Below are 22863 nucleotides of genomic sequence, written 5' to 3'. Positions count from 1 at the left end.
GTCTGCGGCCATCGGCACGTTCCGGAAACGTCGCTCCGACCGTGCAGCGAGGCATTTCTCCATCTCCCGTTTGTTACCCGGCTGCCCGTCGGGGCGCCTCGAAAGCTGCAAGTCCCGGCCCCGGGCCCGCATCGGGGCCATTCCCCATCTTCTGCGCTCGGGTCGCAGGCGCTGCCGTTGTGACGCGCTCGTGTCACGCACGGGTGCATCCGAAGCGCGTGACACGCCAGCCCGGTAGCAGAGCGCGGGCGATCTCGCCCTGCGCATGGGTCAGGCAGCTCATTTCGTTGAGAGCCACGGCGGGAACCAGGACGTGGTCCTCGCAGAGCGTCGGCTGGGCCACGGCGCACGCGGTGTAGACTATCCGGATCAGCTCGCCCAAGGGAGGCCTCCCAGGTCCGAGGTCGCCGACCTACCCGCTGGCCGTTCCCGTTTCCCAGAGAGCCTCGTCGCCGAGCCCGGTGCGACGCACCCGGCGGCCGACACCCCCTCGGGTTCGGGGTATGGAAGGTGTATCGGGGCGTCGAGGTCGGGCAGCCCGGCGGGATCGAGCCCGGCCGGACCCAAGCGCCGGTAGCGGCGCTCAAAGGCAACTGCACAGCGCCACGCAGCAAGCAGATCGGCCAGCGTGGTGAGTGCGGGTGCGTAGAGAGGTTCGTTGTTCATGACGTCCTCCTGGCGTCGACATGGGTCCGGGTAGTCGTAGTCGCGGAGCAACCGTGTCGTCCGCTCGGAGGACACATGATCGGCTGTGATCGTCAGTGGTAGAAGTAGGGGTCGAGCACCCGGACCTCGGTGATCCGGTCGACCGGCAGCGCGTTGCGCTCCGCGGCTGAGCGGATCGCCTCGGGTGAGGGTCCGTCGTAGATGCAGAAGGTCTGCCGCCGGTCCGGGGTGACGAAGGATTGCACCCAGGTCACGCCGTCCTCGGAGTTGCGCGCCACCACGCCGCCGCAGACCCCGGCGCCGCTCTTGTCCATCGGAATGCTCAGCCCGTCCGGAAACGTGCGTTCGACCATGAAACGAGGCATCATCCATCTCCCGATCTGCTGCCCGGCCAGCCGCCGGGACCACCTCGAAGCCTACATGGGCCAGTCCCCTCCTGCATCGGGGACACTCCCCATATTCACGGCACAACCTCCCTATTTTGCGATGCTGACGGTCAGCCCACCGCCATGCCGGCCGGCGCCACAGGCCGGAGGCGATCGAAGCCGAGGTGGAAAAGGTAGGCGTAGCCGGCATAGAACGCCCCGAGCCCGAGATCGAGCGCAAGCGCCTCTCCGAGGCCGTGGTCGCCGAGTGTCATGATCACTGGAACCTCGACGACCACGACGGCCACCTCGTACGAGATCGCATGAACCAGACGCCAGCGATGTGGGCGGTCGCTGGCGACGCGTCCGGTGCGGCGCAGCTCTATCCGGTCGAAGATCGTGTTGTAGACCGGGCACCAGACCAGACTGATGACCGCGATCGCGGCCATGATCAGGAAGGACTCGTCGAGCGCGGCCCCGAAGATTGCCGCATACGCAGGCGAGACGAGGAGCATCCCGCCCGCCTCCTCGGAGACGGTCTGCAGCAGTCTGTCACCTCGCGAACGCAGGGGAGCGGCATACCGTCGCCGGTCGCCATTCTCCGGGTACGTCCCTCTGACCGTGCCGCGATCCATCTCCGCTCCCCCCGTGCCGCCCGCCAATCTGCCGGGCTACCCCGAAGCCTGCACGGGCCGGCCCGGGCCCGCATCGGACGCATTCCCCATCTTCGCGGCGCAATCTCCCCATTTTGTGCAGGCGTCGCATAGGCTACCGTTGGGGCGTGAGGCCACGGGCGGTGAGCCATGACCGGGCTACTGGAACGCGACGACCAACTGGCGCGGCTCGACCGCCTCCTCGCCGAGGCCGCAAGCGGACGCGGCCAGGTGGCCGCGCTGACCGGTGAGGCCGGCGTCGGCAAGACGACGCTTGCCGCGGCGGCGATCGCCCGGGCCGGCGACGCCCGTGTCATCCGCGGCGCCTGCGAGGACCTCTCGATCCCCACGCCGCTCGGACCGCTCCGCGATTTGGCGCGGGAGGCGGGCTGGGATCTGGCCGACGCCTTCGATCGCCACGGGCAGCAGTTCCCGCTCTTCTCCGAAGCGCTCGGCGTCCTCGACCTCCCCGACCGCGCCACGCTGGTGGTGGTCGAGGACTTACACTGGGCCGACGACGCCACGATCGATTTCGTCCGCTTCCTGGGCCGCCGGGTTGCCGACAGCCACATCCTGCTCGTGGTCACCGGCCGCGACGACGCCGCCGTCGGCCGCGCGAGGCTGCGCCGCGCGCTGGCCGACGTGCCGCCGCACCTGGTCGAGCGGATCGCCTTGCCACCGCTGACGCCCGCCGGCGTGGACCAGTTGGCCCGGGCGGCCGGCCGGGACGCAGAAGCCCTATGGCGCGCTACCTCAGGCCATCCATTCTTCGTCGCCGAGCTCCTGCGCGCCGGGCACGGCCAGACGCTGCCGCCGAGCGTGCAGGACGCCGTGCTCGCCCGCGCCGACCGCCTGACCGTGGCCGGGCGGCGGGTGCTGGACGGCGCCTCGATCTTCCCGCGTCGGGTCGAGACCGACGCGCTGGAGGTCGTCTGCGGTTCGGAGACCGCCGCGGGCCTCGAAGAATGCGTCGCGACGGGCCTCCTCGAAGCCTCCGGCCGCGTCGGGTTCGCCTTCCGCCACGAGCTCGCCCGCCGTGCCGTCGAGGCCGCGCTGTCGCCGGTCGCCCGACGTCGCCTCAACACTTGGGCGCTCGACACGCTGCGGAGTCGCGGCGACGCTCCGACCGCCCAGCTCCTGCACCACGCCCGAGAGGCCGCCGCCGCGGACACCGTCCGCGACCTCGCCCCGCTTGCCGGCCGTGAGGCCGCCCGGCTGGGCGCCCACAGTGAGGCAGCCGAGCACTTCGCAGCGGCACTCGCCTATGCCGACAGCTGGCCCGCCAACGAGCGGGCCGAGCTCTACGCCGACGCGGCGCTCGCCTTCCAGCTCAGCGCGCGCAACCCCGAGGCGGTCCAGGCGCAGGCCGCGGCGGTGGAGCTGGCCCGCTCGGCCGGCGACCGGCTACGCGAGGGCGATGGCCTGCGCCGGTTGTCGCGGTTTAGTTATTCGACCGGGGACCGCGGCGGCGCCGACGCCCATGGCCTACGGGCCGTCGAGCTACTGGGAGACCTGGGCGGGCCGGAACTGGCGTTGGCCTGGTCGAACCTATCGCAGCTGGCGATGCTCGCGTGGGACAGGGACGGAGCCCGGAGTTGGGGGGAAAGGGCGATCACGCTGGCCGAGGCGCTCGACCGGCCCGACATCGTCTGCCACGCCCTTAACAACATTGGCTACATGGGGCTCTGGCGCGAAGATCTGGATTGGGGCCGCGCCATGCTCGACCGCAGCTTGTCCATCGCCCTCGAGCACGGCTTCATCGAAGACGCCGCCCGAGCCTACTGCAATCTGGCGTGCTTCGAATGTGTGAGCCTCGACGGCGACCGCACTCGGGCGGCGCTGGACACCGGCATACCGTTCTGCCTCGAACACGGCATCGACTACATGCTCTGGTACATGCAGGGCTGGAAGGCGGAACTCCTGCTGCGCGAGGGCGCGTGGGACGAGGCCGCCGCCGAGGCGCAGAGGGTTGTCGACCGCTTCGACGGCGTTTGGAGGCAAGGGGCGAGTCGAACCGGCCATTTCGGATATCCGGCGATGCTGGTGCTGGCGCGGCTCCACACTCGGCGCGGCCTCCCCGCCGAGCCGCTGCTCGCCGGCCTGCGCGCCTACCTCCAGCGCGGCACGGAGCCGCAGCGCTTCGCGCCCTACGCAGCGATCATGGGCGAGCGCGCCTGGCTCGGCCTCGAGGACAAGGAGGCCGCTCTCGGTGATCTCGAGCGGTGCCTCACGATGGCGAAGGACGCCGCGATGATCCCGGACGTGCTCCACTGGCGGCGCGTTCTGGCACCCGAACGATCACTGCCGTCTTGGGAGATGGTGATGCCCGAGCCCTGGCGGTTGCAGCTCGTCGGTGACTGGCGGGCCGCCGCCGCGGCCTGGGCCGCGGTTGGGGCCCCCTACGACCAGGCGCTGGCGCTGCTCGATGGTGACACCACCGCCCGGCGCCGCGCGCTGGAGACCGTCAGATCACTCGGCGCGATCACCGTCGCCGAGCGCATCCTCGCCGACCTGAACGCCGACGGCGTTCGCGTCGCCGGCCCGCGCGCCTCCACCCGCGCTAACCCCGCGGGCCTCACGCGCCGGGAGATGGATGTGCTCCGCCTTCTCGACCAGGGACGCAGCAACGCCGAAATCGCCGAGCAATTGTTCGTCTCCCCGAAGACCGTCGACCACCATGTGTCGGCGATCCTCGGCAAGCTCGACGTCCGCTCTCGCGGCGAAGCCGCAGCGATCGCCCGCCGCTCCGGCCTTATCTGAGATCTATAGGTTAGAACTCGCGCAGCCATTCTTGGCTTCCGTGCGGGAGGGTCACTCATTTTGGAGTGTCCGCAAACAGGGTTGACGCGGCTGTGACGTGCTATGGCCCGAATGACCGGTGTGGGCCGCGCCTTCAGCTGCACCTGGAGGGTTCGGGTGAATGCCGCGGACGCGTCCGAACACCACTAAGGGCTCGGAGGGGCCTTGCGGCGGCGCAGAACAAACCTCGACCTTGGTCCGCTCCGAATGTCGGCTTCCACCTTTGCTGGGCGATTGGATCGTCGCCGCAGCCAAAGTCCGAATCCGCCCTCGAGCGCCGGACAGGCCATCATGTTGCGCTAGGCACACCGGGCAGCTTTGGACGCCGGCGGCCATCCCCGCAGTATGGTGACCGAGCATGCATCTGAGGTGGCGAGCAACCACGACAAATCGCCAAAGCGCCCTACCTTCTGATCGCACAGTCCAGAGCCAGCATCAGGAGGAAGAACCATGGCACAACCCAAGATCGCAGTGATCTTCTACTCGACCTACGGCACCAACCATCAAGTCGCTCTTGCGGCCGCTGATGCCGCCAAGCAAGCTGGAGCTGATGTTAGGCTTCTTCGTGTCGCTGAGACGGCGCCAGACTCTGTGGTAAACGGGCAGGAGGCGTGGAAGGAGCAAGCTGAGAAGATGGCGGACATCCCCGTCGTCACCTCTGACGACATGGTCTGGGCTGACGGCTACTTCTTTAGCGCCCCAACACGCTATGGCCAGTCTGCCTCTCAACTCCGCGCTTTCATTGACACGCTCGGTGGCGTCTGGTCTGAGGGCAAACTTGCAGGCAAAACGATCACCGCGACCACTAGCGCCCAGAACCCACATGGCGGTCAGGAGGCAACCACCTTGGGTCTCTACACTTCCGCGATGCACTGGGGCGCCATCATCGTACCACCTGGCTACACCAACGATGCCATCTATGCATCGGGAGGAAATCCTTACGGCTACTCTACCGAAGCGGGAAAATTCGATGACGCTGGCAAAGCATCAGTCGCCCATCAGGCTCGGCGTTTGGTCGAAATAACCTCAAAGCTGGTTGGGTAAAGTGACATCCCACACGCCGGCTACGGAAGAACTGGCGGGTGGGATGTCGGACTATTCAGTCATTGGCCCCAGCAGGAACCAAGTTGGCGAGAACGCCGTCTTTTTAAGCTTCTCAGACGGCACCTTTCGGATACTGCAGCTTTTTGCGGTCCGCGACATAGCAATAAAGGCAGGATTCGATCATGAGCTCTCGATCCACGGTTGCCACGAGGTCAAGGAGCTTGCAGCCAACTGTTCCGGATCAAACCGCGGCTTCTGAGTATCAGGCGGCTTTGGCACTGAACACCATTGTCGCCTGCAGGGAAGGATATGCAGGCTCATGGCGCGAAGGCTGGCCGATATCGGGATATTGGCGGAGCGCAAATCATGCACTGAAGCGCTCGCCCCTTGGCAGCCTTGAAGCTGGCTGGGAAGCGCTTGAAGCTATCGCTCCCGGACTGGTCAACCGATCTTATGGGCCTACGTGCACGGAGCAGTCGCGATGGAAAGTCGCGCCAGATCAAAGGGGGAGAGAGCGTTGACACGCAGGTTGGTCAACCTCGGGAGCGGTTTCTGGAATATTCGTTGCACCATGAAGGTGGCCGGGATCGTCAACGTAGGCACACAGATTTCGATCGTTCGGTTGCGGAGTGGCCGTTTCGTGTTCCTCGACAGCTATTCCTTGAATGGCGAAATCCGCGAGCTCGTGATGGAGCTCACGCGGGATGGTAGTCTGGTGGACGCGGTCCTCAACCTCCATCCGTTCCACACTCTGCACTGCGCCGCCATGGGGCGGGATTTCCCCAAGGCGAAATTCTATGGCTCGGAGCGGCACCATCGTGTCTGCAGCACGGTGCCCTGGGAAACCGAGCATGTGGAAAGCGCAGCGGTGGCTGATCGATATTCTCGAGACCTCGAGTTTTCGCTGCCAGCGGGCATCAGATATTTCTCGGAGAATGAGAAGGTGCACGCGGGCTCGCTTCTGGCATTTCATCCGGCCAGCGGCTCGCTCCACGTTGATGACACGCTGAATGTTCTTCCCGTGCCTGGGGTCTTGCGCGGGTACGTATCGCAGGTCGTGCTGCATCCCACGTTGGGCGCTGCATTGAATGCCGAAGAAGGTGCGGCTGAGGTGTTTTGTCGGTGGCTTGAGGATATCGGGGCGAGATGGCACGGCACGAAGTCAGCCTGTGCCGCCCACAATGGAATTGCGCGCTTTGCTGAGGGCGATTTCGAACGGGTCATGCGCGACCTAGCAGTGAGGGCACGTAAAAAGTTAGCCGCCTAGTCTGGGCTCAGGTCCGCGCTGCAGACCCCGCGAAATCCCCATGACCCGCAATTCTGTGGCAGACTCCGGGATGACGAAGGTGCCGTCCGCATTTGCCTCGACCTTCCGCCCGTTGCCGAGCACGTAGCGTTGGTGGGTTCCATCAGATTGTCTGAACACTGTAACAGCGCGGCCGGCCGAATCTTCGCATTCCATGATCTGAATGTTAATCCATTTGGCTGACATGTCTTCCTCCAGCGTAGTGTTGCTGTTGCTCGATGTCTTGCCTGCTGCAATGTTGTCCTTTCTCTAAGCGTCCAACAAACGGCTCAGCTTTGACAAGCAGAGATTTCAACCTTAGGCAGATTGCGCTAGTATTCGCCCGAGATTTCGCCTTTGCGTAGCTGCTAAAGGTAGGGGCGGCATGGCAGGTGTTCACTGTGAACTCACGCCGAAGCGCAAAATCTGATTTCCTATTTTACGTCAGTCGGTTCCGGATATCCACGAGCTTGGCCTCGAAGACTTCGGCAGGCGTTCTGTAGCCCAGGCATTGTAAGCATCCGGCATAGGCCGTGGTCATGCCGCGCGCCGGCGCTCTGATGGCTGCCAATTCCAGGGCAGAAGGTCCGGCACGCGTGATGCCGTTGTGCCGGGGAGCTGGGCGAGGACGTCAGCAAGCCATGCTTGCGGGTCGATGTCGTTCATCTTTGCCGTGACGATCAAGGAGTACATGAAGGCTGCTCTGTCGCCGCCGCGCTCGGAGCCCGCGAAGAGCCAGGACCTTCTTCCCAGTGCAATCCCGCGAAGTGCGCGCTCGGCTGCATTGTTGGTCAGGCAGATCCGCCCGTCGTTCAGGAAGAGCGTGAAGGCGTCCCAACGGTCCTTCTTGAACATGTAGGCGATCGCCTTGGCGACGGGGTTGTGCTTCGACATGGTGCCCTGCTCGGTCTGCATCCAGTCGTGCAGGCCCTCGACCAATGGGCGGACCAGCCGGTGCCTGGCCTCGAGCCGGCTGGCGACGTCCAGGCCGTTGATCTGGCGCTCGATGTCAAAGATGGCATCGATCTTCTTCACGGCTTCCAGCGCGACAGGCGATATGTCGTGCGCGGGCTTCTTCTGGCGGGCATTCTCCTTGATGTCCGCAAGCTCGAAGAACTTCCGTCGAGCATGGCTCCAGCAGAGAGCGCTCAGCACGGGACCCGGTTCACGCCCACCACGGTAGAGGTCGTTGTAGCCGCCATAGGCGTCGGCCTGGAGAACGCCCTGCCACCCTGCAAGATGCCGGTTCGGATGGGCCATTTCCCTGTCGCGCGAGAAGTAGAACAGCGCGGCTGGCGGCGCCCCGCCAGCAAAGGGTCGGTCATCTCTGACATAGGTCCAGAGCCGTGCTGTCTGCGTCCCTCCCTTCGCCAGGAGGGGGACCGTGGTGTCGTCGCCGTGCAGGCGCTCGGCCGTCAGAACATGGGTCCGGATCAGGGCATGGATCGGCTCAAGCGCGGCAGCACAGGCCCCGACCTGATCAGCCAGCGTCGAGAGGCTGAGATCGACGCCCTCCTTGGCGTAGCGCTCGGCTTGGCGGTTGAGCGGTTGGTGCTGCCCGAACTTCTCGAACAGAACCATCGCCAGCAGGTTCGGCCCAGCCCATCCCCGCGGCGTCGGATGGAATGGGGCGGGGGACTGACTGATCTTCTCGCAGATCCTGCAGGTGAACTTCTCGCGGACGGTCTGGATGACCTTCCACTGCCGGGGGATGACCTCGAGCGTCTCGGTGATGTCTTCGCCCATCTTCACGATGCGGTCAGACCCGCAGCAGGAGCAGGTGGTGGGCGCTTCGATGACCATGCGCTCGCGCGGTAGATGGTCCGGGAAAGGCTTGCGCGTCGGGCGGCGGCGTTCGAAGCCGGCGACGGCCGAGGTCTTCGCCACGTTCAGCGCTTCAATCTCGTCTTCGGTGGCGGCCGCCTCGAGCTCTTCGAGCTGCAGCTCCATCTGGTCGATCAGCCGGGCTCGGCGTTCCGAGCTGTGGCCATAGTGCTCGCGCCTGAGTTTGGCGATCTCCAGCTTCAGACGCTTGATCATCGCTTCCGAGGTCGAGACCACCGCCCGGGTCTTCGCCAGCTCGCTCTCGGCAGCCTCGGCGCGGGCCTCCGAAGCGGCAAGCGCGGCGCGCAGTCTGGCGATCTCGGAGGCGGTATCTGGCATGACCAAAGCTTACCACGCAGGCACGCACACACCCAACAAAATAAGGGCTTAGCGGCGGCCTATCCGGCTTTTGTCGGGCGTTGCGTCCAGCGCGGATTGCGCCAGTCTATTCCCTCCAGAAGATAGCCGAGCTGGGCCGCCGAGATCTGCACCGCTTCGCCGCTCCCGCTGGACGGCCAGATGAACTTCCCCGCCTCGAGCCGCTTCGTGTAGAGCGACATGCCGACACCATCGTGCCAGAGCAATTTGACCAGGTCGCCTTTGCGGCCGCGGAAGCAGAAGAGCTCGCCCGCATGCGGATCGCGCCCAAGCCCCTGCTGAACCGTCAGAGCCAAGGTGTTCATGCCGCGCCGCATGTCGGTCACCCCACCTGCGATCCAGACGCGCACCCCCGCCGGGAACGCGATCATCGTCCTTCCAGCACGGGCAAGAGGCGGGCCAGGGCATCGGGATCAACGGCCGAGGACACAAGCAAACGCCGCCCGTTCCTGAGCACGATCTCCATCTGGACATTCTTGGCGGCAGCACGTGGCGACGGATCGGAGGCCTCGGGGGCGAGAGTAAGCGGCAAAAATGCCGGAACCTCCTCTCGGATCAACTCACCGTTCCGATATTGACGCCGCCAAGTCGTCAGAAGGGACCGCGAGATCCCATGCCGCCGCGCCGTCGCTGTGACCTGGCGGTGTCCCAGATAGCTTTCCTTCACGACATGGAGCTTATCCGCATCGTTCCAGTGTCGCCGGCGCGGAACATCCCCGGCTGCCAGGATCTCGATCTCGGGAGTGAACTTTAGGTCGACCATAAGGTCGGACTTAGCATCACTTCCAAAGCCCCGTCAGACGGCCCTCGCCGGAGGCGTACCAGGCATTTGCGGGGCGTCGCGTTGAGGCGCTGGCAAATCGACCTCAAATATCGATTTGTCAGGGCCGTCGGCTCGGTCGAGCGGGGCAGGAACTTGCGAAGACGGTTGTTGGTGTTCTCGACGGTGCCTTTCTGCCAGGGCGCCTGCGGGTCGCAAAACCAACTGTCCGCGCCGATCCCATCCTTGAGCCGCTGCCATGCCGAGAACTCGGTTCCGCGGTCGAAAGTGATGGATTGCCGCGCATCCGCGGGCAGGGCGGAGAGCCCCTGGATGAGGGATTCCATGATAGGCTTCGATCGTCGGTCCTCGTTGCGCAGCACGACGGTATAGCGGCTGACACGCTCCACCAGGGAGGTCACGTTGATCTTGCCGTGCTCCTTGCGGAACATCACCAGGTCACATTCCCAGTGCCCAAACTCAACGCGCTCGGCGACGCAATCCGGCCTGTTTGAAAGGCTTTGCGCATCAGAGATGTGGCTGCGCTGGTACCGGCGGTATCCACGCGGTCTGCGGCGTCTGCGATGCTCGGGGAGATGTCGGTAGAACTGCTCGGCGCGACCGTCCTTCGAGTAGGCGTAGCGATAGATCGTCTCGTGGCTCACACGGACCCCATGCTGCTCGAGACGCATCCGGCCGGCGATCTGCTCCGGCGACCAGCCAGCCTTGAGCCCATGCTCGACGGCAGCTTTGAGCTGAGGGTGCTGAACCATCTTGCGGTGAAGGGCGCGGCGCTTCTCGCTCATGGTCTGGGCATTCAGCGCGTAGTATCCCGCGAGCTCGGGCAGGTCGCCGCCGTCGAAGTGATTGCGCTTCAGATCGCGGTAGATGGTCGAGGGGGCGCGGCTCAGGCGATCCGCGATCTCTGGGATCGGCATCTTGGCCTCACGCCACTTGGCAATCTTGATCCGTTCCTCGAAACTCAGCTGAAGGTAACAACGACCCATTCCACATCCTCCATGCAAACTTCTGTTTTGATACAGAATTTGCACTTCGTTTGTGAATCCACCCGTGTGAGCTCAAGGGTGGTTGCGACAGGGTCCGCTATCTCAGTTTCACCATTTCTTCTCTGAAGGCTTCCGTTGGCGTGCGCCATCCGAGGCACTTTCGCGGTGTCGCATTCAGCCTCTCGCTGATCTCCTTCATCTGGGGTCCCGAAAGCGATGCGAGAGGCGTATCGCGGGGCAGGACGCGGCGGGCCCGCCCGTTCAGGTTTTCCACCGAGCCTTTCTGCCAGGGTGCCTGCGGGTCGCAGAACCAGGCGGTTGTCCCGATGCCGGCCTCGAGCTTTCGCCAGTCGCGAAACTCGAACCCACGGTCAAAGGTGATCGACTTGCGTGCCGGCTGGGGCAGTGGCGTCATCACGTTCATCAAGCTGTTCATGAAGTGCGTGGAGCTGCGATCGTTGTTGCGGAACAGGACCGCGAAGCGGGTCTTTCTCTCGACCAGCGTTGCGACGTTCATCGAGCCTTGCGCCCGCTCGAAGATCATCAGATCGCCTTCCCATTCTCCGAATGTTTCCCGCGTCTTGACGTACTCTGGCCGCTGATGGATCGACCGTTCAGGCGGAAAGACCTGGCTGCGGGACCGCCGCGCATACCGGGGCCTGCGTTTCTTGCGCCGGTTGGGCAGGTGTCGCGCCAGCTCTTCGGCACGACCCTCGGGGCCATAGACATGGGCGTAGATGGTCTCGTGGCTGACGGTCACGGGCAGACCTTCGAAGCGCATCCGGCCCGCGATCTGCTCAGGTGACCAGCCAGCCTTGAGACGGTCGACAACGGCTTCGCGCAAATCCACAAGCCGGATCAGCTTGCGCCTCCGGGCCCGGCGGTCGGAGGCTTTGCGCTGCGCGACCATGCCGTAGTAGCCATCGAGGTAGGCGACCTCGTCAGTGTCTGCAGCAAAGGCATTACGCTTGATCTCGCGGTAGACCGTCGAACGATGCCGACCGATCTCTGCGGCAATCGTGCTGACCGGCAGCTTTGCGTTTAGCAGGTCTTCGATCCTGCGCCGCTCACGCAGGTCCAACTCTTTGTGCGCCATCGTCCGTTCTCCTTGCTTTCCAGCAAGATAGGGGATTTGTCGCAACCCATTTTAGAATGTGCCCGCTACATTGCTCTTTCGCGTGTAAGGGAAATTATGATTTATAGGGCATTTGGGCGGTTGCCCGCCGGAACAATTCGAAACACGAGCACGAAACGAAGTTCGTTTTGCCATGAGCATGGGAAGCATCCGGTGCTTTCTCCTTCTGGCACTTACCTGCTCCGCACAAGACAGTCGCTTTTCCGGTTCCAAAAAATGGACCAAACGTGGTGTCGCCCTCGTCGAAGCCAAGGCTCGAGCGGGCCGCAAGGGCAACAGCACCTGCACTGCCGGATATGTGCGCACACAGCGCTGCCCCGTTAGCTGTTCTGCCGGAAAGTCGAAGTGATCGACGTAGCCCAACCCTTTTGGAGTTTTCTGATTTCCAATTGGAACTGAACCGGGCACGGGATCAAAAATCGAAACTGTCGATGTCGCGGATGTAGGCCTCGAAGAAGTCGGTGAAGGTCCCGACCAGCGGTGGCAGTTTCTCGTAGGGCGGATAATAGAGCATGAGGTTGAGCGGAGGGATCTGCCACTCCGGCAGCACCACTTCGAGAGCGCCCGAGGCCAGCCCCTCCCGCACCAGAAAATCCGGCAGATTGACCATGCCGTTTCCCGACAGCGCCATTTCATAGAGGAACTCGCCGTTGTTCGACATCACATCCGTCCCGGCGCGCAGCGTCCGACGCTGGCCGCCGCGGGTGAAGACCCAGATTTCGGCGGCGCCCCCATGGCCGTAGGACAGGCAATGCTCGGGCAGCAGGTCGTCGGGGAACGAAGGGCGCGGGATGCGATCGAAGAGCGCGGGCGATGCGACCACCTGCCGTGGCACGTGACAGATCCGACGCCAGATCGTCGACTTGTCCGCCGGCGGGTCCGAGATGCGGATCGCGAGATCGCAGTTGGCGTCAAGGATGTCGACCAGCACATCGGTCAGCTGCACATCGAGCGCGATATGCGGATAGGCCAGCCGGAAGCTCGCCACCAGACCCGGCATCAGCCGCATGCCGAATGACATGGGCGCGTTGATCGCCAGCCGCCCCCGGTCGGGCGTCGTGATGCGCGTGACCTCCTCGGTCACCCTGTCGAACTCTTCGAGCACCGGGCGATAGCGCGCCGCGACCATCGCCCCTGCCCCGGTGAGCGAAACCTGCCGGGTCGTGCGAAGCAGCAATTGCTGGCCGAGGTCCTCCTCGAGTTGGGCGATGATCCTGGTGATCGACGCCGGGGTCATCCGCAGGCTGCGGGCGGCCCCGGCAAAACTGCCCTGCTCGACGACTTCAAGAAACACGCGGATCGGCTTGATGGTCTGCATCGCGCCAGATTGTTGCGGTCCATCGCAATAGTAAATGCCAGTTAGTTTCTATTCTTGAAAATTATCGTAGCCCCTATCTTGGATGCAACAGACACCCCGCTGATGGAGATCGAGATGATCACGGACATCAAAGGGCTGCACCACGTCACCTCGATGGCGGCGGACGCGGCCGAGAACAACCGCTTCTTCACCGACACGCTCGGCCTGCGCCGGGTCAAGAAGACCGTCAACTTCGACGCGCCCGAGGTCTACCACCTCTACTATGGCGACGAGATCGGCACCCCCGGCTCGGTGATGACCTATTTCCCCTTCGGCCAGATGCCCCGTGGCCGCCGCGGCACCGGCGAGGTCGGCGTGACCGAGTTCGCCGTGCCCGAGGGCGCGCTTGGCTACTGGAAGGACCGGCTCGCCGCCAAGGGCGCAACCGGGCTGACTGAAAGCAGCTTCCTCGGCGAGACACGGCTGGAGTTTGCCGGCCCCGATGGCGACGGCTTCGCGCTGGTGGAAAGCCCTGATCGCGGCCGCACCGCCTGGACCGGCGCCGGCGTGCCCGACGAGGCCGGCATCCTCGGCTTCCACGGCGCCCGGATGCGGCTGCGCGACAGTGCCGCGACCGCCGAGCTGCTGACCTTCATGGGCTACCAGAAGGACGAGACCGACGGTGCCGTTACGCGCTACCGCATCGAGGGCGGCAATGCCGCCGACACCATCGACCTCGAGGCCGTGCCCGGCGGTCAGACCGCCGCGCAGGGCGCGGGATCGGTGCATCACATCGCCTTTGCGGTCGAGGACCGCGCGGCACAGCTGCGGGTGCGCGAGGCGCTGCTCGACACCGGCTATCAGGTCACCCCGGTGATCGACCGCGACTACTTCTGGGCGATCTACTTCCGCACCCCCGGCGGCGTGCTGTTCGAGATCGCCACCAACGAGCCCGGATTTGACCGGGACGAGGACACCGCGAACCTCGGGCAGGCGCTGAAGCTGCCGACCCGATACGAGCCGTACCGCGGCCAGATCGAAGAGCTTCTGCCCACAATCGGAGCCTGATCGTCATGACCCAGACCCTGAGCTACCATGCCCGCACCCGTGCCCCCGATCAGGGGGCTCCGCTGATCTTCGCGTTTCATGGCACCGGCGGAGACGAGGACCAGTTCTTCGAGCTGGTGCGGCAGATCCACCCCGGCGCGGGCATCGTCTCGCCCCGGGGAGACGTCTCGGAAGGCGGCGCCGCGCGCTTCTTCCGGCGCACCGGCGAAGGCGTCTATGACATGGACGACCTCGCGCTGCGAACCGAACGGATGGCGGCCTTCATCGCCGCGCACAAAGCCGCCAACCCGGACGCGCCGGTCTATGGCTTCGGCTATTCCAACGGTGCCAACATCCTCGCTTCGGTGGTGATGTCGCAACCCGAGCTCTTCGAGCGGATCGGCCTGCTGCACCCGCTGATCCCGTGGCACCCCGCGCCGGTCGATCTTGGCGGGCGGCCCGTGCTGGTCACCGCCGGGCGCCGCGATCCGATCTGCCCCTGGCCGCTCACCGAAGCGCTGCTGACGTGGCTGGTCGACAGTGGCGCCGACGTCCGGACCGAGATCCACGACGGCGGCCACGAGGTCCGGCAGGGCGAGCTCTCGGCCCTCGCCGAGCTGCTCACCGCATGACCCGCCCCGGCGCCCCCTCCCCGGGCGCCGGAGACTTCTCCCACCGTATCGCGCAGACCCATTCAGGAGACATCAGAATGACCGATCCGATCATCAGTTACAGCGAAACCGACAGCAAGGCGCGCTATGTCGCCACGGTGGAGGGTGTCGCGGGCGAAGGCGAGTTGACCATCTCCAAGGTCTCGCCGACCCTCATCATCGCCGACCACACCGCGGTGCCCGACAGCATGCGTGGCATGGGGATCGCCAAGGCACTGGTGCTGCGCCTTCTCGAGGACGCACGCGGCAAGGGCCAGCGCATCGTGCCGCTCTGCCCCTTCGTGCGCGGCTACGCGATGCGCCACCGCGACGAGACCGCCGACGTCATCCAGTGGTGACCCTGCCGGTCGCCGCGTCCCCGAACACAGCGCCGCTGTGCGCAAGTCATGCGGGCGAGGCATCGCCCGTGCCAGGAGGATACACAGGACAGAGGCGGTAACGCCGACCGACCCAGAGGAGACCCGAAATGAGCTGGAACCCCACCCATAGCCCCGAATGCCCGAGCTTTGGCTGCGGCGCACTCGAGACGTTGATCATCCCCCGCGCCCGCGACATCGGCGGCTTCGACGTCCGCCGCGCCCTGCCCTCGCCGAAGCGGCAGATGGTCGGACCGTTCATCTTCTTTGACCAGATGGGCCCCGCCGAGTTCATCACCGAGGGTGGCATCGACGTACGCCCGCACCCGCATATCGGGCTCGGCACGGTCACCTACCTCTACCAGGGCGAGTTCGAACACCGCGACAGCATCGGCAGCCACCAGATGATCTACCCCGGCGAGGTCAACTGGATGACCGCGGGCCGCGGCGTGACCCATTCGGAACGCACCAGCGAAAAGACCCGCGGCACCCGCCACAGCCTTTTCGGCATCCAGACCTGGATCGCCCTGCCCGAACACCTCGAGGAAAGCGACCCCGGCTTCGAGCACCACGGCAAGGAGGCGCTCCCGGTGATCTCAGACGGTGGCAGCGAAGCCCGGCTCATCCTCGGCGCCGCCTATGGCGAAAAAAGCCCGGTGACCATGCCGTCCGAAACCTTCTACCTCGACGTCGTGCTGCAGCCGGGGGCCGGGTTCCCCTTGCCCGAGGATCAGGAGGACCGCGGAATATATGTCACCGAAGGTGCGATCGAGGTCTCGGGCGACATCTTCGAGGCCGGCCGGATGATGGTGTTCCGCCCCGGCGACCGGATCTCGGTCAAGGCCGGTCCTCAGGGCGCCCGCCTCATGGCGCTCGGCGGCGCGACGATGAATGGGCCGCGCTACATCTGGTGGAACTTCGTCTCGTCGTCAAAGGACCGCATCGAACAGGCCAAGGAGGACTGGAAAGCCGCCGACTGGGCGAACGGTCCCTTCCGCCTGCCGCCGGGAGACGAGCAGGAATTCATCCCGATCACCGAAGAGCTGGACCGCACCCGTCCGAGAAACTGGGACTAGTTTCCGCGAATGGATATGCATAGCGAGGCAGATCGATGGGGCACTTGAAAGCTCAGGGGCGGACAACGCTGAACTATGCAATGGCAGGGCATGCAAGCGGTTGCCTGCTGAGGCAAGTGTATGCGCGCCCGGGCGGCGCGCGCTAGTTGTCCCAATAAGGTGCGGCGGCCTGGAGCTCGGACCCTTTGAGGACTGCCAGGATACAGGCCTCGTCATTGTCGCCAGTGTCACCTGATACACCGATGGCGCCAGCCAGCTCGCCGCCGCGGTAGAGGATCACGCCGCCCGGCGAGGGAATGAGTCCGCCCTCCGTCGCCGCGTTTGCCGCCGCGACGAAGTCAGGAATCCGCCCGGCGAGGACCTGCACGTCGCGGGTATTGAAACCGATGCCGAGCGCACCACCAGCCTTGGCGCGGGCGATCACGATGCGCAGGTGCCCGGCCCCGTCGCCGCGCAGCGCGCAGATGTCGCGGCCTCCGGGATCGGTAACCACCACCGCGAGGGGCGCACAGCCGCGCCGCTGCCCTTCCTCGAGAACGGCGCGGGCAAGCGCGAGAGCGCTTTCGAGCGTGAGGGACATTTGGGCTCCTTTCAATACTGGCTTACGGGCAAGCGGACGGTGAGTCCGTCCAACTCCGGACAGAGGCGGATTTGACAGGACAGGCGCGAGCCCGGTCCGGGTTCGGCAGTGAAGTCGAGCATGTCGATCTCCTGCCCTACTGGCGCCGGGATCAGTTCGCGCCAAGCGTCCTCGACATGCACGTGGCAGGTCGCGCAGGTACAGGCGCCGCCGCATTCTGCGACGATACCCTCGATCCCGGCATCCCGCGCCGCCTCCATCAGCGAGCCGCCCGGCCGGACGCGCAGCGGGTGTGCCACCCCATCGGGCCCGAGGAAGGTCACGGCAATCGTGCCGGTCGTGGTCATCGTGGTCATGCAAGCGGCTCCTTCTGCGGTTCGAAAAGCGGATCGAGATCGGAATAGTCGGGCAGCGCGGCGTCCAGCACCTGCCCGGCGCGGATCACCCGCCGATCGGATTGCGGCCGTGCCAGCAGTTCTGAGAGACTGCGGGCGTTGCAGAGGATGAGGTTTGCCGCGCCGCCCGCGCGGATCTCTCCGGCCTCTGGCAGCCCCATGGCCCCCGCGGCCTCCGAAGTGACCATGCCCAGCCAGCCGCGCCAGTCGGTGTCGAGATGTCCGATGCGCAGGGTCTCGCGGAAGACCTCGAGCATGTCGTGATCGCCGAAGGCGAAGAACGGGTCGCGACAATTGTCGCTGGCGGAGACCACCCGCACCCCGGCAGCGCGCAGCTCGTGAAGCGGGGTGACGCCGCGCCAGCGCGGGGTGCGGCCCGGCGCGCGGTCCTGCAGGTAGAGGTTAACCATCGGCAGGCTCACCACGGTGATCCCGGCGCGGGCGACCAGCGCGATGGTACCCTCGGCTTCCTCGCCGGGCTGCACCGCGAGGCTGCAGCAATGGCCGCAGGCGACAGGGCCTTCGAAACCCGTCCGCAGCACCGCTTCGGCCACCGTCCGCAGCTGCGCCGAGCCGGGATCACCGGTCTCGTCCACATGCAGATCGACACCCAGCCCGTGCTTCTCGGCCAGGGTGAAGAGCCGGTCGAGATAGGGCTCCGCCTGCGTCCCCTGCACGAAGCCGGCTTCGATCTTCAGGATGCCCCCCAGCGCCCCGCCGTGGCGGGACGCGAGTTGCGCCAGCCGCTCTCCCTGCGCGCCCGCGTAGCGCTCAATGCGGGTCATCACCACGGGCTGCAGGGCGATGCGGCCCTGCCAGGCGTCGCGCAACTGGCCAAAGACCTCGAAGCTGATTTCCGCCTGCTCGTGCTCGTAGCTGTCGAGATGGCTGCGCATCGCGACCGTGCCATGGGCGAGCGCGCAGCGCAGGCCGAACTCGAAGCGCCGCGCGACGTCCCTGGCGCACCAGTTCTGCTGGCGGTCGCGCGCGACGGTCCGCGCCGCCGTCGCGTGGCTGCCGTCGGCATTGGCGGCGCGCGGCCAGATGTGACCCTTGTCGAGATGGGTGTGCATGTCGACGAAGCCCGGCAGCACGATGCGCCCGCCGAGGTCGAGCGCGCCGGGCACCGAGCCGCCGGGGCGGATCGCCTCGATCCGGCCGTCCGAGAGCACGAGGTCGACCAGCCCGGAGGGGCCGGCCAGGGTTGGTGCGAAGAGCCGCCCCAGCGCCGCGCGCCGGGGCAGAGAGGTCGGAAGTGCCATTCCGTTCACGCCTTCCGGTAGGTCCAGCCCGAGGTCGGCAGCGCCGCGCCCTCTCCCGCGCTGCCCGCCTCGGCGGCGAACTTGCCTGGGTTCATCAGGTTGTGCGGGTCCATCTGCTGTTTGAAGGCATATTCCGCCGCCCCAACCGGTTTCATGCCGTTTTCCTTAACGTGCATGGTGTGGGTGTTCGCAGCCTCGACGCCCTCGGCCTGCATTGCCTCGATCACCTCGCCCATATGCGCCGCGCTTTGGTAGGCGAAGAGCGGTGAGCCCTGCGCCGTAAGCCGCCCGTCCATGCGCTTGAAGTCGAAGCGCAGCGGGCCGAGGTCCATGAACTTGGCATGGCAGCGCTCGATCGAGCCGAAGAGGTCGTCGTGCGGGAAAATGCCAATGTTGGCGACCAGCGTTGGGTCCACCTTGTTGGCATTCAGCCGGGCATGGCCGAAGGAGAACTCGTAGAGCGGTCGCCCGAAGGGCCCCTGTGCCTCGGCACCCTCATAGACGATGGTGCCGCCATAGTCGGCCACCATCGCCTCGAAGGCCTCGAGCGAAACGTCGGCGATCATTACGTGAACCGTATGCCGCCGGTCCCGCAGGATGCCGCCAAGCCCGGTGTGGGTGAAAAGCTCGGCGTAGCGCCATTCGTTCACCGCCACCATCTTGGGAATGATGCCGTCGCTGGCGTTGAGCGAATAAGCAAACTCGACGGCGCGCATGAAATCGGCAAAATCGACAATGGCCTCGCGCCAGCCGAAGGCGGTGGCCAGCGGCATCTCGATGGCGGTGATCAGCCCGTTCGAGCCATAGGCGTGGTGCACGTGGTTCACGTCCGAGCCCTTCAGCTCGACCACGCGCGGGGTCTCCTCGACCGAAATCACCTCGACGCGGGAGATGTTGCCGATGTCGTGTAGGATGCCCCAGTTGCACGAGCCGATGCCCACGTGGCCACCGCCGATGAAGCCACCGATGGTGGCCGTGGCGCGGGTCGAAGGGTGAATGCGCAGCTCGTGTCCGCCGGGCTGCAGATGCCGGTCGATGTCGGACATGAGGGTGCCGGGGGCCACGCGCACGGTGCGCTCGGTCTCGGCCAGCACGCCGGTCAGCTTGGTCATGTCCACCACCGCGCCGCCCGCGAGCGGAATGCCCTGGCCCCAGTTGCAGGTGCCAGCGCCACGCGGCATCAGCGGCACCTTGTGGCGCGCGGCGGCCCCTGCGATGGCGATCACGTCAGCGCGGCACTGCGGGGTGACCACCAGGTCGGCGAAACGATCCTTGAGATCCTCGCGCAGGATCGGGCTGAAGGCCGAGGTCATGTCGCGGCTCTTGCGCTTGACGGTCAGCGGATCGTCCGTCTGCGGGATGGCGGAGAGTTCCTTGCGGAAGGCGTCGAGGTTCATGGCAGGGTCCTTTCGGGGTAGCCGGGGCCGATCCGGTGCCGCGGGGGACGACCGGTTGGTGCCTGGAGTGAGGGGGTGTCAGGGGGAGAGTATCAGCCCGCCGGAGCGGTCTCGCTCTCGTGCCAGTCGCCGAGGACGAGCCGCGAGAGGCCGACCATCAGCATGAAGAGCAGCACGCCAGTGAAGGTGATCATCATCAGCGCGGCGAACATCAGCGGGATGTCGAGCTCGAAGCCCGCCAGCAAGATCTGATAGGCCAGACCCGCGCTACGCCCGCCGGTGCCAGCGACGAACTCGCCCACTACCGCGCCGATCAGCGCCAGGCCGATCGAGATGCGGAGCCCGCCGAAGACGTGCGGCAGGGCAGCGGGGATCTTCAGCCGCACCAGCGTCTGCCAACGGCTCGCTCCATTGGCCCGGAAGAGATTTACCAGCCCACGGTCGACCGAGCGCAGCCCCAGCGTGGTGTTCGAGATGATCGGAAAGAGCGCCACCAGCGCGGCGCAGAGCACCAGCGCGGTCTGCGTTTCCTTCACCAAGATGATGATCAGCGGCGATATCGCCGCGATCGGCGTCACCTGCATGAGCACGGCGTAGGGAAAGAGCGAGATCTCAAGGACCCGGCTCGAGGTGAAGAGCACGGCCAGCGCGATGCCGACTATGGTCGCCGCGACAAATGCGATCAGCGTCACCCGCAGCGTAGAGGCCAGCGCGGCAAAGAGCGAGCCTGCGTGGGCAGTGAAGCTCTGCCAGATGTCCGAGGGCGCGGGGAAGATGTAGGGCGGGAGGTCCTTGGCAGCGCAAAATGCCTCCCAGCCGCAGACCAGCAGCACGCCGACCAAGAGGGGCCCGGCAATTCGCTGGAAGATCTCGTTGTTCAGAAGCGGGGTCATCGCGGGCACTCCGTCGAGGCCTCGCCCAGCAGGCGGCTAAGTTCGGCGCAATAGTCGGTGAATTGCTGCGAGACGCGGAAGGCCTCGTCGCGCGGATAGGACGTGTCGATGCTGAGCTCGGCGTGGATGCGCCCGGGATGGGCGGCCATGACAATGACGCGGGACGACAGGAAGACCGCCTCGTAGATCGAGTGGGTGACGAAGACGAGCGTCAGATCGCGCTCCTGCCGCAGCCGCAACAGATCGTCGTCGAGCTTGTTGCGGGTGAATTCATCGAGCGCCCCGAAGGGCTCGTCCATCAGCAGCAGGTCCGGTGCACTCACCAGCGCGCGGGCGATCGAGGCGCGCATCCGCATGCCCCCCGACATCTGCCGCGGGTAGAGCCGCTCGGTCCCCGCCAGCCCGACCTGCTCGAGCGCGGCGCTGGCGCGGGCATCACCCTCGGCCTTCGGCACGCCGGCCAGATCGAGCGGCAGGCGCACGTTCTTCTGAACCCGCGCCCATGGCATCAGCGTGGCATCCTGGAAAACCACGGACATGCGTTTGCCCTCGGCGCCGGTGCGCGCCTTCGGCCCGCGCCACCAGAGCACCCTTCCGTCTGACGGTTCGAGCAGCCCGGCCATCAGGTTCAGCAGCGTGGACTTGCCGCAGCCCGAGGGGCCGATGAGTGTCACGAGCTCGCCGCGCGCGATGGTCAGATCGACCGGGGCCAGCACCTGCCGGGCGCCCTGCCGGCCGGTGGCAAAGCTCTTTTCGGCCGAGAGCAGCTCGAGCACCGGCTCCGGCCGGGCCGGGACGGCCCGGGGCAGATCGTTAAGGGGTTTCGGGGCGGCCTGCATGGCGGGACTTTTCCTTTCCGGGAGACGGATCGCCTCGGTCTGTCTCACTGCGCAGCGTCGCCGGGCATGACGTGGATGGCGTCGATGAGCTGGGTGGTGAAGGCCGCCTGCCAGTCTGTCTCGACGGGGATCAGCCCGGCGTGCACCATGTAGTCGTACGTCGCCTGCCAGCGCTCGGCCGAAATCGTGCCGATGCCCTTCTCCGCCGCCTCGCCGCCGGTCACCGCCCCGGTCTCGACGAGGTGGTGATGGGCGAAGACGAGCTGCTCGTCGGACATCTTAGGATTCGCCTCCTTGATCAGCGCATTGCCCGGCGCGGGATCGGCAAGGTAGCTCTTCCACCCTTCCATGCTGGCCTTGAGGAAGCGTTCCAGCACGTCCGCCCGCTCTTCAAGCACATCGCGGCGTGTCGTTACGGTAGATCCGTAGGGCGGATAGCCCTCGTCTGAGAAGGTGTAGAAATTATAGGCAGCGCCGAGCTTGGTCAGGCCGAAGGGCTCGGAGGAGCCGAAGCCCTGCTGCACCGCCATCGGGTCGGCGACGAAGGGCTGGAGGTTGAAGGTATAGGGAGCGACCTTGTCTTCGCTCAGACCGTATTTCTCGCTCAGCCAGGGCCACCAGGAGCTGCGCGCCGAGGTTGCCATGAGGATCGTCCGGTCGCCGATGTCATCCAGCCCCGACACGTCGGGATGGGTCACCAGCCCGTTCATGTCGTGCTGGAAGACCGCGCCGAGCGCCACCAGCGGCAGCCCCTTGCCGACGCCCGTGAGGATCTGGAAATCAAAGCCTGAAAAGGCATCCGCCTCGCCCGCCAGCAGAAGCTGCATCGAGTTTACCTGCGGCCCGCCCATGCGGATCGTCACGTCGAGCCCGGCCTTCTCGTAAAGCCCCAGCGCCTGCGCCTGGTAGAAACCGCCGTGCTCAGCCTGGGCGAACCAGCTGGTCATGAAGGTGAAATCGTCGGCGGCCAGCGCCGCGCCGGACTGGCAAGCCAGGGCGACGGCAAGGGCAAGCCGGGAAAGCGGGGAGCGGGGAATGCGCCAGGTGGTCATGGGAGGGTCTCCTGTCGGGGGCGTTTCTTGGTGTCGTTGACCCGTTTATCGGCGCGCTTCGCGTGTCATAAAAGTGCTATGT

General features: G+C 65.7%; 23 protein-coding genes. 7 read left to right on the top strand and 16 right to left on the bottom strand.

All coding sequences use genetic code 11. From position 1 onward, the window contains the following. Positions 1-193: 193 nt before the first annotated feature. The 3 genes from PVT71_RS28830 to PVT71_RS28820 all read right to left on the bottom strand — a co-directional run bounded on the left by PVT71_RS28830 (position 194) and on the right by PVT71_RS28820 (position 1546). Positions 194-382 carry a hypothetical protein gene (locus PVT71_RS28830; protein ID WP_353476714.1) on the bottom strand — a complete coding sequence of 63 codons (189 nt, stop codon included), beginning with the start codon at positions 380-382 and terminating at the stop codon, positions 194-196. A 376-nt stretch (positions 383-758) separates the two neighbouring features. Further along, a complete protein-coding gene (locus PVT71_RS28825) occupies positions 759-1031 on the bottom strand; it encodes a DUF4242 domain-containing protein (protein WP_353476713.1) in 273 nt (90 codons plus the stop codon). Between the two features lie 131 nt (positions 1032-1162). Continuing rightward, positions 1163-1546 carry a chlorhexidine efflux transporter gene (locus PVT71_RS28820; protein WP_353476712.1) on the bottom strand — a complete coding sequence of 128 codons (384 nt, stop codon included), beginning with the start codon at positions 1544-1546 and terminating at the stop codon, positions 1163-1165. 288 nt (positions 1547-1834) lie between these two features. On the opposite strand from PVT71_RS28820, the gene PVT71_RS28815 reads away from it, so the two are divergent. From PVT71_RS28815 to PVT71_RS28805, 3 genes are all read left to right on the top strand, one after another. After that, on the top strand, positions 1835-4444 hold the full coding sequence (locus PVT71_RS28815; protein WP_353476711.1) for an AAA family ATPase: 2610 nt from the start codon (positions 1835-1837) through the stop codon (positions 4442-4444). Between the two features lie 489 nt (positions 4445-4933). Then, positions 4934-5527 carry an NAD(P)H:quinone oxidoreductase type IV gene (wrbA, locus tag PVT71_RS28810; RefSeq protein ID WP_353476853.1) on the top strand — a complete coding sequence of 198 codons (594 nt, stop codon included), beginning with the start codon at positions 4934-4936 and terminating at the stop codon, positions 5525-5527. 517 nt (positions 5528-6044) lie between these two features. Further along, complete coding sequence (locus tag PVT71_RS28805; protein ID WP_092431170.1) at positions 6045-6794, top strand: hypothetical protein; 750 nt, start codon at positions 6045-6047, stop codon at positions 6792-6794. Between the two features lie 555 nt (positions 6795-7349). Here PVT71_RS28805 and PVT71_RS28800 read toward each other — a convergent pair. From PVT71_RS28800 to PVT71_RS28775, 6 genes are all read right to left on the bottom strand, one after another. Then, positions 7350-8975 carry an IS66 family transposase gene (locus PVT71_RS28800; RefSeq protein WP_353476852.1) on the bottom strand — a complete coding sequence of 542 codons (1626 nt, stop codon included), beginning with the start codon at positions 8973-8975 and terminating at the stop codon, positions 7350-7352. 59 nt (positions 8976-9034) lie between these two features. Next, on the bottom strand, positions 9035-9385 hold the full coding sequence (gene tnpB / locus PVT71_RS28795) for an IS66 family insertion sequence element accessory protein TnpB (protein ID WP_353476851.1): 351 nt from the start codon (positions 9383-9385) through the stop codon (positions 9035-9037). After that, on the bottom strand, positions 9382-9777 hold the full coding sequence (locus tag PVT71_RS28790; RefSeq protein ID WP_353476850.1) for a transposase: 396 nt from the start codon (positions 9775-9777) through the stop codon (positions 9382-9384). Before PVT71_RS28790 ends, tnpB begins: the two co-directional genes overlap by 4 nt. After that, positions 9765-10781, bottom strand: a complete 1017-nt coding sequence (locus PVT71_RS28785; RefSeq protein ID WP_353476849.1) for an IS30 family transposase — start codon at positions 10779-10781, stop codon at positions 9765-9767. Before PVT71_RS28785 ends, PVT71_RS28790 begins: the two co-directional genes overlap by 13 nt. A gap of 97 nt (positions 10782-10878) precedes the next feature. Then, positions 10879-11877 carry an IS30 family transposase gene (locus PVT71_RS28780; RefSeq protein WP_353476848.1) on the bottom strand — a complete coding sequence of 333 codons (999 nt, stop codon included), beginning with the start codon at positions 11875-11877 and terminating at the stop codon, positions 10879-10881. Positions 11878-12328: 451 nt separating this feature from the next. After that, a complete protein-coding gene (locus PVT71_RS28775; RefSeq protein ID WP_353476847.1) occupies positions 12329-13234 on the bottom strand; it encodes a LysR family transcriptional regulator in 906 nt (301 codons plus the stop codon). A 114-nt stretch (positions 13235-13348) separates the two neighbouring features. Between PVT71_RS28775 and PVT71_RS28770 the strand changes: the two genes are divergently transcribed. The 4 genes from PVT71_RS28770 (at position 13349) to PVT71_RS28755 (ending at position 16363) form a co-directional block, all read left to right on the top strand. Continuing rightward, positions 13349-14281, top strand: a complete 933-nt coding sequence (locus PVT71_RS28770) for a VOC family protein (RefSeq protein ID WP_353476846.1) — start codon at positions 13349-13351, stop codon at positions 14279-14281. Between the two features lie 5 nt (positions 14282-14286). After that, the gene (locus PVT71_RS28765; protein ID WP_353476845.1) at positions 14287-14892 is read left to right on the top strand and encodes an alpha/beta hydrolase; all 606 of its coding nucleotides are present in this window, start codon (positions 14287-14289) and stop codon (positions 14890-14892) included. 77 nt (positions 14893-14969) lie between these two features. Beyond that, positions 14970-15269, top strand: coding sequence for a GNAT family N-acetyltransferase (locus PVT71_RS28760; protein WP_224917973.1), 300 nt, complete (start codon positions 14970-14972; stop codon positions 15267-15269). 128 nt (positions 15270-15397) lie between these two features. After that, positions 15398-16363: a pirin family protein gene (locus tag PVT71_RS28755; protein WP_224917974.1), complete on the top strand. Its 966-nt coding sequence runs from the start codon at positions 15398-15400 to the stop codon at positions 16361-16363. 142 nt (positions 16364-16505) lie between these two features. Here the strand turns inward: PVT71_RS28755 and PVT71_RS28750 are convergent, their stop codons facing one another. From PVT71_RS28750 to PVT71_RS28720, 7 genes are all read right to left on the bottom strand, one after another. Next, positions 16506-16943 carry a heme-binding protein gene (locus tag PVT71_RS28750; protein WP_224917977.1) on the bottom strand — a complete coding sequence of 146 codons (438 nt, stop codon included), beginning with the start codon at positions 16941-16943 and terminating at the stop codon, positions 16506-16508. A gap of 11 nt (positions 16944-16954) precedes the next feature. Beyond that, positions 16955-17299, bottom strand: a complete 345-nt coding sequence (locus PVT71_RS28745) for a 2Fe-2S iron-sulfur cluster-binding protein (RefSeq protein ID WP_353476844.1) — start codon at positions 17297-17299, stop codon at positions 16955-16957. Next, a complete protein-coding gene (locus PVT71_RS28740; RefSeq protein WP_224917979.1) occupies positions 17296-18600 on the bottom strand; it encodes a cytosine deaminase in 1305 nt (434 codons plus the stop codon). Before PVT71_RS28740 ends, PVT71_RS28745 begins: the two co-directional genes overlap by 4 nt. Positions 18601-18605: 5 nt before the next feature. Further along, entirely contained in the window at positions 18606-19997 is a 1392-nt protein-coding gene (locus tag PVT71_RS28735; RefSeq protein ID WP_353476843.1) for an FAD-binding oxidoreductase, read from the bottom strand. 92 nt (positions 19998-20089) lie between these two features. Beyond that, on the bottom strand, positions 20090-20890 hold the full coding sequence (locus tag PVT71_RS28730; RefSeq protein WP_353476842.1) for an ABC transporter permease: 801 nt from the start codon (positions 20888-20890) through the stop codon (positions 20090-20092). After that, entirely contained in the window at positions 20887-21729 is an 843-nt protein-coding gene (locus PVT71_RS28725; RefSeq protein WP_353476841.1) for an ABC transporter ATP-binding protein, read from the bottom strand. Before PVT71_RS28725 ends, PVT71_RS28730 begins: the two co-directional genes overlap by 4 nt. Before the next feature lie 44 nt (positions 21730-21773). Continuing rightward, complete coding sequence (locus PVT71_RS28720) at positions 21774-22781, bottom strand: ABC transporter substrate-binding protein (RefSeq protein WP_353476840.1); 1008 nt, start codon at positions 22779-22781, stop codon at positions 21774-21776. Between the last annotated feature and the right edge of the window lie 82 nt (positions 22782-22863).

Origin of the sequence: Salipiger sp. H15, from assembly GCF_040409955.1 — a bacterium.
In the GTDB taxonomy this organism is placed as follows: Bacteria; Pseudomonadota; Alphaproteobacteria; order Rhodobacterales; family Rhodobacteraceae; genus Salipiger.
Note: the sequence above shows the minus strand (reverse complement) of the source record. Positions and strands in the feature narration are given on the sequence as shown.

Bases quoted from the DNA above. Each gene is read 5' to 3' on its own strand.
- PVT71_RS28815 (WP_353476711.1), top strand. From the start codon at position 1,835: ATGACCGGGCTACTGGAACGCGACGACCAACTGGCGCGGCTCGACCGC.
- PVT71_RS28725 (WP_353476841.1), bottom strand. From the start codon at position 21,729: ATGCAGGCCGCCCCGAAACCCCTTAACGATCTGCCCCGGGCCGTCCCG.
- PVT71_RS28780 (WP_353476848.1), bottom strand. From the start codon at position 11,877: ATGGCGCACAAAGAGTTGGACCTGCGTGAGCGGCGCAGGATCGAAGAC.
- tnpB (WP_353476851.1), bottom strand. From the start codon at position 9,385: ATGATCGCGTTCCCGGCGGGGGTGCGCGTCTGGATCGCAGGTGGGGTG.
- PVT71_RS28720 (WP_353476840.1), bottom strand. From the start codon at position 22,781: ATGACCACCTGGCGCATTCCCCGCTCCCCGCTTTCCCGGCTTGCCCTT.
- PVT71_RS28765 (WP_353476845.1), top strand. From the start codon at position 14,287: ATGACCCAGACCCTGAGCTACCATGCCCGCACCCGTGCCCCCGATCAG.
- wrbA (WP_353476853.1), top strand. From the start codon at position 4,934: ATGGCACAACCCAAGATCGCAGTGATCTTCTACTCGACCTACGGCACC.
- PVT71_RS28820 (WP_353476712.1), bottom strand. From the start codon at position 1,546: ATGCTCCTCGTCTCGCCTGCGTATGCGGCAATCTTCGGGGCCGCGCTC.
- PVT71_RS28760 (WP_224917973.1), top strand. From the start codon at position 14,970: ATGACCGATCCGATCATCAGTTACAGCGAAACCGACAGCAAGGCGCGC.
- PVT71_RS28740 (WP_224917979.1), bottom strand. From the start codon at position 18,600: ATGGCACTTCCGACCTCTCTGCCCCGGCGCGCGGCGCTGGGGCGGCTC.
- PVT71_RS28790 (WP_353476850.1), bottom strand. From the start codon at position 9,777: ATGGTCGACCTAAAGTTCACTCCCGAGATCGAGATCCTGGCAGCCGGG.
- PVT71_RS28735 (WP_353476843.1), bottom strand. From the start codon at position 19,997: ATGAACCTCGACGCCTTCCGCAAGGAACTCTCCGCCATCCCGCAGACG.
- PVT71_RS28800 (WP_353476852.1), bottom strand. From the start codon at position 8,975: ATGCCAGATACCGCCTCCGAGATCGCCAGACTGCGCGCCGCGCTTGCC.
- PVT71_RS28770 (WP_353476846.1), top strand. From the start codon at position 13,349: ATGATCACGGACATCAAAGGGCTGCACCACGTCACCTCGATGGCGGCG.
- PVT71_RS28825 (WP_353476713.1), bottom strand. From the start codon at position 1,031: ATGCCTCGTTTCATGGTCGAACGCACGTTTCCGGACGGGCTGAGCATT.
- PVT71_RS28750 (WP_224917977.1), bottom strand. From the start codon at position 16,943: ATGTCCCTCACGCTCGAAAGCGCTCTCGCGCTTGCCCGCGCCGTTCTC.
- PVT71_RS28745 (WP_353476844.1), bottom strand. From the start codon at position 17,299: ATGACCACGATGACCACGACCGGCACGATTGCCGTGACCTTCCTCGGG.
- PVT71_RS28755 (WP_224917974.1), top strand. From the start codon at position 15,398: ATGAGCTGGAACCCCACCCATAGCCCCGAATGCCCGAGCTTTGGCTGC.
- PVT71_RS28785 (WP_353476849.1), bottom strand. From the start codon at position 10,781: ATGGGTCGTTGTTACCTTCAGCTGAGTTTCGAGGAACGGATCAAGATT.
- PVT71_RS28730 (WP_353476842.1), bottom strand. From the start codon at position 20,890: ATGACCCCGCTTCTGAACAACGAGATCTTCCAGCGAATTGCCGGGCCC.
- PVT71_RS28775 (WP_353476847.1), bottom strand. From the start codon at position 13,234: ATGCAGACCATCAAGCCGATCCGCGTGTTTCTTGAAGTCGTCGAGCAG.